The sequence below is a fragment of the Arthrobacter sp. OAP107 genome, from assembly GCF_040546765.1.
GTDB lineage: Bacteria > Actinomycetota > Actinomycetes > Actinomycetales > Micrococcaceae > Arthrobacter.
On the sequence record NZ_JBEPOK010000001.1, the window covers coordinates 3870969 to 3885122 of the forward strand.

A 14154-nucleotide genomic window follows, 5' to 3' on the forward strand; every position below is an offset into this window, starting at 1 on the left:
CGCCCGCCCAACACCGGACGCCGTTTCACTCAGCGTATCCGCGCCGGGGGCGTCTTAACCGGCCCATTTGCACCGCCCCGCACCGTCCGTGGGACAGATTGCCCGGCACCTTCCCTCTTCCGCATGCCGGCGTCTTGCGTTAACTTCTTGACTACAAGCCCACCGATGGTGCAATGTTCATTTCATGCCCTCACCATCGCGCTCAACGAGGAGCCGAACCAAAAACCCCGGGTCGCAATCCGCCCTGAGGCATCTGAACCAGCAGCGGATCATCGAATGCCTGCTCAACGGCCCTTCGACCCAGGCGGAACTGGCGCGGCAGACAGGACTGTCCACCGCGACAGTGTCCAACATCGTCAAAATCATGCAGGATTCGGGCCTTGCCTCCACCGAGCCAACCACCAGTTCCGGGCGCCGTGCACTCAACGTCCGGCTCAACAGCAACGGTGCCGTGGCGGTGGGCATCGACTTCGGCCGACGGCACCTGCGGGTGGTTCTGGCCTCGCTCAGCTACCACATCATCGCGGAGGAATCGGTGCTCCTGCCCCTCGGCCACCAGGCCGAGCAGGGCATCCAGGCGGCCGTCGCCCTGCTCGACAAACTGCTGGCAGACAGCGGAGTGGAGCGCACCGCCGTGGTGGGTGCCGGCGTCGGAATCCCCGGCCCCATCGATCGCAGGACCAGCACCGTGGCCCAGGGTGCAATCCTCCCCGAGTGGGTGGGCATCGACATCCAGGAACGCCTGGAGGAGGCGTTCCAATTCCCCATATTCATTGACAATGACTCGAATCTGGGCGCCCTGTCCGAAGTCACCTGGGGACCACACAGCGGCATCAGCAACCTGCTGTTTATGAAGATCGGCTCCGGCATTGGCGCGGGCCTGATCCTCAACGGCAACCCGTACTACGGCAACGTCGGGATCACCGGCGAAATCGGCCACGCGACCATCCACGAACACGGCCTGATCTGCCGCTGCGGCAACAGGGGGTGCCTGGAAACCATAGCCTCCACCACCACCATGATCGAACTGCTGAGCCGCGGCGAGGAACGTCCGCTCACGCCCGAGGACATCGTCCGCAAGGCGCTGGCAAGGGATGCGGCCACTTTGCGCGTAGTGGATGACGCCGGCCTCGCAGTGGGCAGGGCGTTGGGGAACGTGGCCAACCTGATCAACCCCGAAGTCATCGTGGTGGGCGGTCCGCTGGCGGGGCTGGGCGACATCCTGCTGGATCCCATCCGGCGCGGACTGGTGCGCCACGCCGTGCCCGTCATCGGCGAAACCACCACCCTGACGATGTCCTCCCTGAACGACCGCGCGGAGGCCCTGGGAGCCGCGTCGCTGGTCTTCCAGCACGCCGGAATCCGGCGCACGTAACTTATTCGTTACCCCGCCGTTGCGTTAAAGACTTGACGACAATGGCATGCTCCATCTACTTTTTTCATCAGACGGCCCTGTGGTTTGCAGGGAAGACAACGAAGTCAATGCATTGGAGGCGTAAGGGCATATGACGTCCCTCAACACGCAGCGCGAGCCGGTTCTCTTGGAGATGCGCTCCATCACCAAGGAATTCCCCGGCGTTAAAGCCTTGTCCGATGTGAGCCTGGTGGTGAAGGCCGGGGAGATCCACGCGATCTGCGGGGAAAACGGCGCCGGCAAGTCCACGCTCATGAAGGTCCTCTCCGGCGTGTACCCCTACGGCAGCTACGACGGCGACATCGTGTACCAGAACGAGGTTCAGCAGTTCAGGGACATCCGGGCCAGCGAACACGCGGGCATCGTGATTATCCACCAGGAGCTGGCGCTCATCCCGGAGCTCTCTATCACGGAGAACATCTTCCTGGGCAACGAACCGGTAAAGCGCGGTGTAATCGACTGGGCCGAGGCCCGCCTCCGGACCCGCGAGCTGCTTGCCCGGGTGGGTTTGCGGGAGGACCCGGACACTCCCGTCAAGGAAATCGGCGTCGGCAAACAGCAGCTGGTGGAGATCGCCAAGGCGCTGAACAAGTCCGTGAAGCTCCTCATCCTCGACGAGCCCACCGCCGCGCTGAACGAGTCCGACTCCCAGCACCTGCTGGACCTGATCCTGGGCCTGAAAGGCCGCGGCATCACGTCCATCATCATTTCCCACAAGCTCAATGAGATCGAACAGATCGCGGACTCCATCACCATCATCCGCGACGGCAAGTCGATCGAGACGCTCAACGTGAAGGCCGACGGCGTCGACGAGGACCGCATCATCAAGGGCATGGTGGGCCGCACCCTGGAATCACGGTTCCCGCACCACGAACCCAAGATCGGCGACGTCCTGTTCGAGGTCAAGGGCTGGACCGTCGGGCACCCGCAGGTCCAGGACCGGCTGGTCTGCAAGGGCTCGAACTTCTTTGTCCGCCGCGGCGAGATCGTCGGCTTCGCCGGGCTGATGGGCGCCGGCCGAACTGAACTGGCACGGTCGGTGTTCGGCCGTTCCTATGGCCGCTTCATCAGCGGCCATATCTACAAGGACGGCAAGGAACTCCACCTGAAGAATGTCAAGCAGGCCATTGATGCCGGCCTGGGCTACGTCACGGAGGACAGGAAATCCCTCGGCCTGAACCTGCTGGATGACATCAAAACCACCACAGTCTCGGCCGCGCTGCACAAAATCAGCAAGCACTTCGTCGTGGATGCGAACAAGGAATTCACCGTGGCTGAGCAGTACCGCAAGTCCCTGCGGACCAAGACGCCGTCCGTGGAGGAGGGCGTGGCCAAGCTGTCCGGCGGGAACCAGCAGAAGGTGGTCCTGGCGAAGTGGATGTTCACTGACCCGGACCTGCTGATCCTGGACGAACCCACCCGCGGCATCGACGTCGGCGCCAAGTACGAGATCTACGGGATCATCCAGCAGCTGGCCAACCAGGGCAAAGGCGTCATCGTGATCTCCTCCGAGCTGCCTGAACTGCTGGGCCTCTCCGACCGGATCTACACCATCTTCGAGGGCGCCATCACCGGAGTCCTGGACAAAGACGACGCCAGCCAGGAAAGCCTCATGAAACTCATGACCTCCGCCCGAAAAACGCCTGACCCTCTGGAAACCCTCCAGAACCTTCCAGAACAAGGACTGACAAAATGAACGCGCTCAAGAAGCTGTTTGGCGGCAACACCCGCCAGTTCGGCATGATCTTCGCCCTGGTCGCCCTGATCATCTTCTTCCAATTCGCCACGGCGGGCCGCACGCTGACGCCCGGAAACGTGATCAACCTCTTCAACGGCAACTCCTACATCCTGATCCTGGCCATCGGCATGGTGCTCGTGATCATCGCCGGCCACATCGACCTGTCGGTCGGATCCGTGGCTGCTTTCGTCGGCGTCACGGTCGCCCTGATCATGCAGGACTGGAACGTTCCCTGGTACGCCGGCATTCTGCTGGGCCTCGTCCTGGGTGCCCTGATCGGAGCCTGGCAAGGGTTCTGGACGGCGTATGTGGGCATCCCCGCGTTCATCGTGACGCTGGCCGGCATGCTCCTGTTCCGCGGCTTCAACCAGTTCGTCGGCAAGTCCAACACCATCCCCGTCCCGGCGGACTTCCAGTACATCGGATCGGGCTACCTGCCCGAGGTAGGGCCCAGCACGGGCTACAACAACCTGACCCTGCTGCTCGGCCTCCTGGCCGTCGCGTTCGTGATCTTCGGCGAACTCCGCGCCCGCCGCACCGCCAAGGCCCTCGGCGCCGAAGTCCCCGAAGGCTGGGTGATGGTCACCAAGCTGGTCCTGGTCTGCGGTGCCATTCTTTACGCGACGTACCTGTTCGCCACCGGCCGGCCCGGCACGTCCTTCCCCATCCCGGGCCTGATCCTGGCCGTCCTGGTGCTCATCTACGGCTTCATCTCCTCCAAGACCGTCGTCGGCCGCCACATTTACGCCGTGGGCGGCAACCGCCACGCGGCCGAGCTCTCCGGCGTCCAGTCCAAGAAGGTCAACTTCCTGGTGATGATGAACATGTCCATATTGGCCGGGCTCGCCGGCATGATCTTCGTCGGCCGTTCCACGGCGTCCGGCCCGTTCGACGGCGTGGGCTGGGAACTCGACGCCATCGCTGCCGTGTTCATCGGCGGCGCAGCGGTGACCGGCGGCGTCGGAACTGTGATCGGGTCGATCGTCGGTGGCCTGGTCATGGCCGTGCTCAACAACGGCCTGCAGCTCCTGGGCGTTGGCGCCGACCTGACCCAGATCATCAAGGGCCTGGTCCTGCTGGTCGCCGTCGCCTTCGACGTCTACAACAAGAGCCAGGGCAAGCGGTCCATCATCGGCATGCTGACCCAGAGCTTCAACCGCCCGAGCGGGGGCGCCGCACTCCAGCCGGACGAAGTGACCTCCACGAAGGAAACCATCTCCCGGGAAGCCTGAGCACCGCTGCTCCCGGATGCATTTCCCACCCCTATAGAAAGTGAACCGAGCAAATGCGAATGATTGGTAAGGCAGGAAAGGCGGCAGCAATCGCTGCCATTGCGGCACTGGCGCTGACAGCCTGCGGCCGTTCAGACAGCGGTACGACGAGCGGCGGAAGCTCCGGCGGCGAGGCGTTCCCCAAGGACTCCGCCATCGGCGTCGCGCTTCCGCAGAAGACCAGCGAGAACTGGGTCCTTGCCGAGAAGCTGTTCAACGACGGACTCAGCCAGGCCGGCTTCAAGCCGGACGTCCAGTTCGCCAATGGCGGCGTCTCGGAGCAGCAGAACCAGATCAGCGCCATGATTACCAAGGGTGACAAGGTCATCATCGTCGGCGCGATCGACGGCGCGCAGCTCGGCACCCAGCTGAAGCAGGCCAAGGACGCCGGCGCCACCATCATCGCCTACGACCGGCTGCTGCTGAACACCCCGAACGTGGACTACTACGTGGCCTACGACAACTTCAAGGTGGGCGAGCTGCAAGGCAAGGCGCTGCTGGACGGCATGAAGGCCAAGAAGCCGAACGGCCCGTACAACGTTGAGCTCTTCGCCGGTTCCCCTGACGATGCCAACGCCAAGGTCTTCTTCGACGGCGCCATGAGCGTCCTGCAGCCGAAGATCGACGACGGCACCCTCAAGGTGCTTTCCGGCCAGAAGACCTTCGGGCAGGCCGTGACCCAGGGCTGGAAGGCAGAGAACGCCCAGAAGCGCATGGACACCCTTCTCGCCGGCACGTACACCAGCGCCGCGATCGATGGCGTGCTTTCCCCTAACGACACTCTGGCCCGCGCCATCCTGACGTCGGTGAAGGGTGCCGGCAAGCCGCTTCCGGTGGTTACCGGGCAGGACTCCGAGGTTGAATCGGTCAAGTCCATCATGGCCGGCGAGCAGTACTCCACCATCAACAAGGACACCCGCAAGCTCGTTGAGCACGCGATCGTCATGGTCAAGGACATCCAGGCAGGCAAGACGCCCGAGATCAACGACGACAAGTCCTACAACAACAAGGTCAAGACCGTTCCCGCCTACCTGCTGGAGCCGGTCATTGTGACCAAGGACAACGTCAAGACGGCCTACGAGGGCGATCCGGTTCTCGGCCCGATCACCAAGTAACACCGCAGACGCCACGGGGCCCCGCCCTCCCGGAAGTGACCAGTTCACCAGGGAGGGCCGGGGCTCTTCTTTTTCGCGCTCCCGGCCTCACAGCGGAAACATAGGTTCAGCCCGTTTCCTGCACAGCCGCGGGGACCAGTGTGGGATCCGAAGCCGGCCAATCCCCCGGCATGTGATCCCAAGGAGTGCAGTGAGCGTCCTCGCCCGAAGTGTAGGCAATGCGTTTAGAAACAAGGTCCGAACAGCCGCGGTTGTGGCCGTGCTGGCGGTCGCCATTGGCCTGGCCCTGGCCATGCTGGTGGCCAACCAGGCCGTCGGCGCCAAAGTCCAGGAGCTGAACGCTTCGGTGGGGACGGTGCTGACGGTGAACCCGGCCGGGAGCCAGGGCTTCGAAGGCGGCGGCGAGCCGCTCACTGCCGGGCAGGCAGCGACCGCAGCGGGCGTCCCGAACGTGACCTCCGTCGTCGGAACCAAAGCACTTCGGCTGCGCAACGCGACTGAAGCCGCCGCGCAGGCGGCGGCTGGCACCCAGGCCGGCCCCGGTGGCGGGCAGGGCGGACCCGGCGGCCAGACCACCACCCCGCTGACCACCACCCTCACCGCCGCCGTCGACGCCGGAACGCTCGGTGCGCGCAACCAGGACAGCACCGGAACCACGGGAAGCACCGGAAGCACCGGAACCACCCAGCCTGCGCGTTCCCTTCCCATCACGGCCACCGGAACGGGTGCGGAGGTGGACAGCACCGGCAAAGCACTGAAACTGACCTCGGGCACCGGCCTGGGTGACTACACGGCCGAGTCCGCCAAGGCGCTGCTGGGCACCACCCTCGCCGAAAAGAACAACCTCAACGTGGGCTCCACCTTCACCATTAACAGCAAGACCTTCACCGTGGCCGGCCTGTTCGACGCAGGCACCACCTTCGGCAACAACGCCCTCTACGTCACGCTCCCCACCGCCCAGACCCTGGCCGGGCTGCCCGGGGAGCTGTCCACGATCATCGTCACGGCGGACAGCATGGAGCACGTCGACGCCGTCAAGACGGCGCTGCAGAACGCGCTTGGCAGCGACAAGGCCGACGTCACCCAGGGCCAGCGCAACCTCGAAACCGCCGTCACCTCACTGGACAGCGTCAAGAACATCTCCCTGGTGGCGTTCATCGCGGCTCTGGGCACCGCGGGCCTGATCATCCTGCTGATCATGGTCATGCTGGTCCGCGAGCGCCGCCGCGAAATCGGTGTCCTCAAAGCCATCGGCGCACCGAACCGCACCATCGGCCTGCAGTTTGTGCTCGAGGCCCTGGTCCTGGTGGCCCTGGGTAGCGCTGTGGGCGCCGTCATCGCCTCCTTCGCCAGCGGCGGCGTCGCCTCCGCACTGGTCAGCTCCAGCACAGGCACGACGGCGGCCCCCACCGGGCGCGGCGGCGGGTTCGCCGGCGGCGGGTTCGCCGGCGGCGCGGGCGGATTCCCCGGAGGCCAGGGCGGGCCGTTCGGCGGCGCCTCCCGGCTGCTGACCTCCGTCACCGCCAGCGTGTCGCCCGAAATCCTTGCCGCGGGCATCGCGGCAGTGTTCGGCGTTGCCATCATCGGCGCCCTGGTTCCGGCCCTGCTCACCGCCCGTATCCGCCCCATCGAAGTCCTCCGAGGAGAATAGCCATGATTGAAGTCAAGGATCTGGTCCGCACGTTCAAGTCCGGCGACCGCACCATCAAGCCGGTCAACGGCGTCAGCTTCGAACTGGAGCAGGGCACGCTGGCGTCCATTGTGGGCAAGAGCGGCAGCGGCAAAAGCACGCTTCTCTCCCTCCTGGGTGCGCTGGACAAGCCCACCAGCGGAGACGTCGTCGTCAACGGCGTGAGCCTGGCCGGCATGCCGGACGCCAAACTGACCCAATACCGGCGCCGGGACATCGGCTTCGTGTTCCAGCAGTTCAACCTGGTCCCCAACCTCTCCGCGGTGGACAACGTCATGCTTCCCATGGAGTTTGCCGGGGTGCGGAAGTCAGTCCGCACCGGCCGGGCACGGGCACTGCTGGAGCAGGTGCAGCTCGATCCGGACAAGCACGGGCGCCGCATCAACCGGCTCTCCGGCGGCGAGCAGCAGCGCGTGGCCATCGCCCGCGCCCTCGCCAACGAACCCAAGCTGATCCTCGCCGACGAGCCCACGGGAAACCTCGATGAGCAGACGGGCGAGCACATCATCGAACTGCTCAGCTCCCTCAGCCGCGACCACAACACCACCATCCTCGTGGTCACGCACGACCGCTCGCTCGCCAACAAGACGGACCGGCGCTTCCGGCTCCAGCAGGGCAAGCTCACCGAGGAACCCGTCCGCGGCCGCGCCGCGGACCCCGCGGCGGTGCAGGCAGCGCCGGTTTAGCAAGCCGGCGGCGGCGAAGCATGCACGGAATGTGCGGGCTGGGAGTAAACCCTCCCGCACGTTTTGACCCGACGCTCTATCACTTCCCGCAGGTTTTGGGCGAACGCTTCCTCACTTCCCGCAGGTTTTGGGCGAACGCTTCCTCACCCGGGTGAGAGGATGGCGTCATGACGTCACCGATCGCCAAGCCGTGGCTCTTCAGCCAGTCCAACCAGGATCCTCTCGCTGCAACGGGCCGCCGGTTACGCTGGGGCGTCATTGCCACCGGCCGGATCGCCTCCCTGGTGGCGCAGGACCTGGTGCTTCTGGAAGACGCCGAACTATACGCTGTGAGTTCCCGCGCGCAGCACACCGCGGAGGCGTTTGCGGATGAGTTCGGCTTTACCGTGGCGTACGGGGACGACGGCGGACAGCTTGGCTTTGAGCGGCTCCTTGCCGACGGTTCGGTGGACGTGGTCTACGTGGCCACGCCCCACGCGCAGCACCACCGGGTGGTGCTGGCTGCGCTCCGGGCAGGCAAGCACGTGCTCTGCGAAAAGGCGTTCACCATCAACGCCCGTGAGGCTGCCGAGCTTATCGAGGTAGCCCGCGAAAAGAAGCTGTTCCTCATGGAGGCCGTGTGGAGCCGCTTCCTGCCCAGTATGCAGCGGGCCTTCGACATCGCACATTCCGGCGAACTTGGAACCGTTCAGTGGGTGACGGCGGACCTCGGCTTCCCGGCACCCTACTCCCCCACAGCCAGGCTCTGGGCCGTCCAGGACGGCGGCGGCGCGCTTCTTGACATCACCGTCTACCCGCTGCTCTGGGCCCTCGGCACCCTGGGTTTCCCGCAGACGGTCAGTGCCATGGGCACTTTGAACGACGACGGCGTGGACGCCCAGAATGCGCTCACCCTGGGCTACCACCACGGCGCGCAGGCACAGCTCACCTCGTCCCTGTTGGCCCACGGGCCCCGCACCGCAACGGTTGCAGGGAGTTTGGGATACCTGCAGACACTCGGCTCGATCAACAACCCCAAAAAGCTGGTGGTGGGGATCGGGCAGGAGATACCGCGGACGGAACACTTTGAAGTGACGGGACGGGGTTATACGTACGAGCTTCGGGAGGTAACCCGGTGCATCCAGCAAGGCCTCACCGAGAGTCCTGTCATGCCCCTCGAGGACTCCCTCAATACGATGCGGCTGTTCGACGGCGTGCGTGCCCAGCTCGGTGTCGCGTACCCCAACGACGCGCACTGAGCACCTTTTCCGGGCTTCATCGAATCGGAAGAATTGTTTTCCCCCGGGTCTGGACTCTCACTTTGGGGCAGGCTTACGCTGTAGTCGATCGTCGATTCATTCGGTGAGCTTGGGGGTGTTAAGCATGACCATTGCGGCTCTGTCGTGGTCTGCGCTGCGCCCTCTCCGCCCGGTTCTGTTGGCCGGCGCCGCCGCTGTGGCCTGGCTGGCTGTATCCGCCCCGGCCGCCGACGCCGATTCCCATCAATCTGACTCGCTGCGCGCGAGCATAGCCTCGATTGTTTCGGCCGTCGAGGGCAATGCTGACAGCGTGGCGGGGAGCGCTGGTGCGCTGGTCTCCTCCAAGACACATGAAGCCCAAGCCGATGCTCAGCCCGTACCCGCCGTAGCACGCGTGCCTCTTCCAGCCGTCGATCCGGCAGCCTTGCCGGCGACAGTCGCACCGGCTCCACAGCCTTCGGTTGTTGCGCCTCCACCGGCGACTGCTGTCCCTTCCACGCCAGCGGCGACTACGCCTGTGGCCGTCGTTGCCCCGGTTGTAGCGGACGTTGTGGAGCCCGTTGACGAGGCCCTTGGCGGACTACCCGTCGGCGGGGCGCTTCCCGGCGACACCGTGGCCGGGGTTACCGGCCCCGCAGCATCCGTGGCTGATGGCGTACTGACAGACACGGCCGAAGCTGTCGTTACGCCGGTGGCCGACGTCGTGAAACCAGTTACCGACGTCGTAAAACCAGTTATCGACGCCGTGAGCCCGGTGGCCGAGACGCTGCCCGTCGAGCTCCCCGTTGGGCCGGCCACCGATGTACTCACGCAAACACCTCCTCTGACCGCTCCCGTCGCCGACGTCGTGACGGGCACTGCCGCGGTTCCGGAACGGCTACCCGCAGTTGACCTTGCCGACACCGGGCAACTTTCCACCAGTCCAGCGGCGCCGCTGGGCGTTGTCGGTGGACGCCCGGTGTTGTCCGCCGCTTCTGTCCAGCCGGCCGTCGGCTCGACTGCCCATTTCAGCCGCGCCCTTGAGCCGAAAGCTGGCGCAGCTAACCCCACGGGAGCTGCTCGGAAGGTTCCTGCCGGCGGAGACTCACCTACGGGCGGAGACAACACGCCGTCGCCCCAGGCACTTCTTCCATCGCCGGCTTCAGGCTCGGGCAGCGGCACGTCCTCTGCCGGCCCATCCGTTTCTGCCGCCTGGCTGAACAGCCCCTTTGAATACCTGCCGCTCATGGGCTTTGTCCCTGTCAGCGGACCCCTTCAGCACGTTCCTTCGCCGGTGGCCATCGACCCCGGCTCCTCTCCTGACTAGTTGGGCCTTTTCTGCCTCCCTGCGGCAGACACACGGCCAATCAGGTTGCCATGAGCACCTGACAACAACTTTTCAGGAGACATCACAATGCACCAGACAATTCGCAGGGGCCTCTTAGGCACCCTCTTTGCCGGCGGGCTACTTGCCCTCGGCGCGACCGCGGCGAGCGCCGCGGACACCACTGCTACAGGCGCTGTCAACGTCGCGTCTGAAACCGCCTCGGCGGACCTCAATGCTTCGACGTCGCTGGGTCTGCTGGGTGGCCCAGCGCCGTCGAATCCTTCCGCGGTCAGCGTTAGTGCCGACCTCAACCTCAACAGCGGCACCTCGAACGGCAGCACTGCCGGCGTGGCACCCGCCGCGACGGCCCTGGTCGACGTAAACCTCGGCGGCACCGGAACCGGGACAGCAGCGGCAATCCCCGCGGCTGACGCAACCGCCGTGGTGGACGTAAACCTCGGCAATGCGGCGACGGCTGCCGCCCCGGCTGCTCCTGCAGCGGACGCTGCAGCCGCTGTCGACGTCAACCTCGGCAACACCGCAGTCACGGGAACCAACACCACCGTTCCCGCCGCTGACGCAACCGCCGTGGTGGACGTCAACCTCGGCAATGCGGCGACGGCTGCCGCCCCGGCTGCTCCTGCAGCGGACGCTGCAGCCGCTGTCGACGTCAACCTCGGCAACACCGCAGTGACCGGAACAGACACCACCGTTCCCGCCGCTGATGCAACCGCCGTGGTGGACGTCAACCTCGGCAACACCGCAGTCACGGGAACAGACACCACCGTTCCCGCCGCCGACCTGGCCGCCGCCGTCGACGTCAACCTCGGCAACACCGCAGTGACCGGAACAGACACCACCGTTCCGGCCGCTGATGCAACCGCCGTGGTGGACGTCAACCTCGGCAACGCGACGACGGGTACCGCCCCGGCTGCTCCCGCAGCCGCCGTGGCAGCCGCCGTCGACCTCAACCTCGGCAACACCGCAGTGACCGGAACAGACACCACCGTTCCCGCCACCGACGTAGCAGCCGCCGTCGACCTCAACCTCGGCAACACCGCAGTGACCGGAACAGACACCACCGTTCCCGCCACCGACGTAGCAGCCGCCGTCGACGTCAACCTCGGAAACACCACGGGTTCCCTGGGAACCGGTGCTGAAGGCACCGTCGACCTCGGGATCGGCACGGGAACCGATGCTTCGGTGGACCTGGGTATTGACTTGGGCATCGGCCTTGGCGCAGGAACTGTGACGACGCCCCCCGCAACTGATCCGGGTGATGGAACCGGCAATGGCTCCGATCCGGGCGACGGAACGGGTACCGACGGTACCGGAACGGGAGCAGACGGCACGGGCACTGACGGAACTGGCACCGACGGCGCCGGCACCACCGGAACCGACGGCAGCGGATCCGGCTCCGGCATCACCGGCGGAGCCGCTGCGGGCGCTGGCACCGAGACCACCACGACAGGTGCCGCCATCCTGCCCGCCGGCTCGGTTACCACCAGCGTTTCCGCGGTGGAGCGCACGGCAACCATGGCCAGCGGAAACGTGGCCACCGCACAGCAGACGCTTGCCAACACCGGCGCCGACGCTGGGCTGCTGCCCCTAGCCCTGGCCCTGCTCGTCATCGGAGCACTGCTTGTGATTCGGAGGAAGAAGGCCTAACAGTCCGGATCGAATCCGGACAGTAATAACCGCCGATCGTCGGCGGTCCGCAACACGGCAGTCCTCGGGGCTTCCGGATGCCGGGCCGCCGGCGAAGGCGTGCCCGCAAGGGCGCCCTCCGCCCGCACCGAAGTCGGTCAGGCGTCAGTCGGTCAGGCGTCAGCCGGTCAGGCTTCCAAGAATCAGCCGGCGAACTCAATTACTAAGCACACGTATTATCCTTAACACCGAGCCCGAGCTGATAAGGACGGCAACGTGTTAGAAGAATCGCCCAGCGGGGTGACGACGGATGTACTGGGCGGGCGCTACCGGCTGGGTGAGGTGATCGGACGCGGCGGCATGTCGTCCGTCTACACGGCCAGAGACCAGAAGTTGGGCCGGGACGTGGCCCTGAAATTGTTCGCCCCGCAGACCGCAGATGCCGATGAACTCAAACGGCAGGAAGCCGAGATTCGGCTCTTGGCCACCCTGAACCACCCCAGCCTCGTAACCCTTTTCGACGCCGGAGTGGATACCCGAGTGCCGGACCAGCCCAGGCCTTTCCTGACCATGGAACTCGTGGCGGGCCAGGACTTGCGCAGCCGCATCCGGCACAGCCGGGTTCCGCTCGATGAACTGTCCGTCATCGGCGCCGGGGTCGCCGATGCCCTTGCCTATGTTCACGGGCTGGGCATCATTCACCGCGACATCAAGCCCGCCAACATCCTCCTCGTCCAGGTTCGTCCCGGCGAGCCTGTGCGGCCCAAACTGACAGACTTCGGCATTGCGCGGATCGTGGACGGCACCCGGCTCACCGCCACCGGCACCATGGTGGGCACGGCGGCGTACCTGAGCCCGGAGCAAGCCATGGGCTCGCCGCTTTCCCCCGCGTCCGACATCTACTCGCTTGGCCTCGTGCTGCTGGAATGCATCAAGGGCACCGTTGAGTATCCGGGGAGTGCTGTGGAATCAGCGGTGGCGCGGCTGCACCGGGCCCCGGAAATCCCTGACGACCTGTCATCGGAATGGCAGCACCTGCTGGCCTCTATGACCGCCCTCGAGCCCCTTGAGCGGCCTTCCGCCGCAGACCTGGAAGCGGCTCTCCGGCACGCCCTCGTGTCGCCGCATTCCGCTCCCGGAGACCTGGTCGAGGAACACACCCGCGTACTTCCCGCGCTGCCGGCCCGGCCGCCGTCGCTACTTCCTGCCGACCCGTCTCAGACGCATTCAACCGCCAGGACAACAGCCAAAACGCCGGGGCACATACCGGCACGCCCAAACGGCCGGCCCGCCGCGGCGAAGAGGCGCAGGCGCCTCCGGATTGCCGCCACCCTTGCGACGGCCGCCCTGCTGGGCGGAGCAGCCGCCGTCACCGTCGCCGCGAACTCAACCGAAAAGCCCGACGTCGTCCCTTACCCCAGCGTGAGCGGCACCTTGGGTGACCATCTCGTGGAGCTGCAAAGGAGCGTCGAACCATGAGCCCAGGCCAGGTACCGGCCATGTGGCGCCGGGCGGCCACCGTCCTGACCGGGTGCGTGTTGGCGGCAGCGCTGGCCGGCTGCGCCGGCGCCGCCCCGGAGCTCGAGACTGCGGCAGCTGCGAAGCTTCAGCAGCGGGTCCTCGAGGTCACCAAGTCGGCCGCGGGAAGCAACCCGGGCGCCGCCCTGAAATCCCTCGCCAGTCTGTCCTCCGAGCTGGATGCCGCGGCCGCGGCCGGGCAGGTTTCCTTCAAACGCCACCGAAGCATTGCAGCGGCCATCAACTCCGTGCGGGCCGACCTCACGGCAGCCCAGGCAGCCAAGAACGCTGCTGCCCAGGCTGCCGCAGTGAAGGCGACACCAGCCCCGAAGCCCTCACCGACGACTGCGCCCACAGTGGCGGTCCCGGCGCCCGTCCCCGCGCCGGCGCCCGCCAAAGTCGGAAAGCAGGGCAGCTCCGGCAAGGGCGGCCCGGAGGCAAACAAGGACAAGGGTTCGGGCAAGAAAAAGGGCTAGTCCCCCGCCGGGGACCAGCCCTTGTTCTACAAACCGTCAGGACGCCTCCCGTCCC

Annotated in this window: 11 protein-coding genes; all 11 read left to right on the plus strand. The window is 65.9% G+C overall.

Annotation, left to right across the window (positions count from 1 at the left end; translation table 11 throughout):
* Positions 1 to 184 precede the first annotated feature (184 nt).
* The 11 genes from ABIE00_RS17735 (at position 185) to ABIE00_RS17785 (ending at position 14099) form a co-directional block, all read left to right on the plus strand.
* Positions 185 to 1375 carry an ROK family transcriptional regulator gene (locus ABIE00_RS17735; RefSeq protein ID WP_354262019.1) on the plus strand — a complete coding sequence of 397 codons (1191 nt, stop codon included), beginning with the start codon at positions 185 to 187 and terminating at the stop codon, positions 1373 to 1375.
* 130 nt (positions 1376 to 1505) lie between these two features.
* Positions 1506 to 3110 (plus strand): multiple monosaccharide ABC transporter ATP-binding protein, encoded by a 1605-nt coding sequence (gene mmsA / locus ABIE00_RS17740; protein WP_354262020.1) that lies wholly within the window; start codon positions 1506 to 1508, stop codon positions 3108 to 3110.
* Positions 3107 to 4384, plus strand: a complete 1278-nt coding sequence (gene mmsB, locus ABIE00_RS17745; RefSeq protein WP_354262021.1) for a multiple monosaccharide ABC transporter permease — start codon at positions 3107 to 3109, stop codon at positions 4382 to 4384. The genes mmsA and mmsB overlap by 4 nt, the downstream gene beginning before the upstream one ends.
* Positions 4385 to 4437: 53 nt before the next feature.
* On the plus strand, positions 4438 to 5538 hold the full coding sequence (locus tag ABIE00_RS17750; protein WP_354262022.1) for a substrate-binding domain-containing protein: 1101 nt from the start codon (positions 4438 to 4440) through the stop codon (positions 5536 to 5538).
* 190 nt (positions 5539 to 5728) lie between these two features.
* Positions 5729 to 7189, plus strand: a complete 1461-nt coding sequence (locus tag ABIE00_RS17755; RefSeq protein ID WP_354262023.1) for an ABC transporter permease — start codon at positions 5729 to 5731, stop codon at positions 7187 to 7189.
* Positions 7190 to 7191: 2 nt separating this feature from the next.
* Complete coding sequence (locus ABIE00_RS17760) at positions 7192 to 7914, plus strand: ABC transporter ATP-binding protein (protein WP_354262024.1); 723 nt, start codon at positions 7192 to 7194, stop codon at positions 7912 to 7914.
* A gap of 167 nt (positions 7915 to 8081) precedes the next feature.
* A complete protein-coding gene (locus tag ABIE00_RS17765) occupies positions 8082 to 9152 on the plus strand; it encodes a Gfo/Idh/MocA family protein (RefSeq protein WP_354262025.1) in 1071 nt (356 codons plus the stop codon).
* Positions 9153 to 9276: 124 nt separating this feature from the next.
* A complete protein-coding gene (locus ABIE00_RS17770; RefSeq protein WP_354262026.1) occupies positions 9277 to 10458 on the plus strand; it encodes a hypothetical protein in 1182 nt (393 codons plus the stop codon).
* Positions 10459 to 10545: 87 nt separating this feature from the next.
* The gene (locus tag ABIE00_RS17775) at positions 10546 to 12126 is read left to right on the plus strand and encodes a hypothetical protein (RefSeq protein WP_354262027.1); all 1581 of its coding nucleotides are present in this window, start codon (positions 10546 to 10548) and stop codon (positions 12124 to 12126) included.
* 255 nt (positions 12127 to 12381) lie between these two features.
* Positions 12382 to 13584 carry a serine/threonine-protein kinase gene (locus tag ABIE00_RS17780; protein WP_354262028.1) on the plus strand — a complete coding sequence of 401 codons (1203 nt, stop codon included), beginning with the start codon at positions 12382 to 12384 and terminating at the stop codon, positions 13582 to 13584.
* Entirely contained in the window at positions 13581 to 14099 is a 519-nt protein-coding gene (locus ABIE00_RS17785; RefSeq protein WP_354262029.1) for a mucin-associated surface protein, read from the plus strand. The genes ABIE00_RS17780 and ABIE00_RS17785 overlap by 4 nt, the downstream gene beginning before the upstream one ends.
* Positions 14100 to 14154: the final 55 nt, after the last annotated feature.

Coding starts and splice junctions, on each gene's coding strand:
- ABIE00_RS17735 (WP_354262019.1), top strand. CDS start 185: ATGCCCTCACCATCGCGCTCAACGAGGAGCCGAACCAAAAACCCCGGG.
- mmsA (WP_354262020.1), top strand. CDS start 1,506: ATGACGTCCCTCAACACGCAGCGCGAGCCGGTTCTCTTGGAGATGCGC.
- mmsB (WP_354262021.1), top strand. CDS start 3,107: ATGAACGCGCTCAAGAAGCTGTTTGGCGGCAACACCCGCCAGTTCGGC.
- ABIE00_RS17750 (WP_354262022.1), top strand. CDS start 4,438: ATGCGAATGATTGGTAAGGCAGGAAAGGCGGCAGCAATCGCTGCCATT.
- ABIE00_RS17760 (WP_354262024.1), top strand. CDS start 7,192: ATGATTGAAGTCAAGGATCTGGTCCGCACGTTCAAGTCCGGCGACCGC.
- ABIE00_RS17765 (WP_354262025.1), top strand. CDS start 8,082: ATGACGTCACCGATCGCCAAGCCGTGGCTCTTCAGCCAGTCCAACCAG.
- ABIE00_RS17770 (WP_354262026.1), top strand. CDS start 9,277: ATGACCATTGCGGCTCTGTCGTGGTCTGCGCTGCGCCCTCTCCGCCCG.
- ABIE00_RS17775 (WP_354262027.1), top strand. CDS start 10,546: ATGCACCAGACAATTCGCAGGGGCCTCTTAGGCACCCTCTTTGCCGGC.
- ABIE00_RS17785 (WP_354262029.1), top strand. CDS start 13,581: ATGAGCCCAGGCCAGGTACCGGCCATGTGGCGCCGGGCGGCCACCGTC.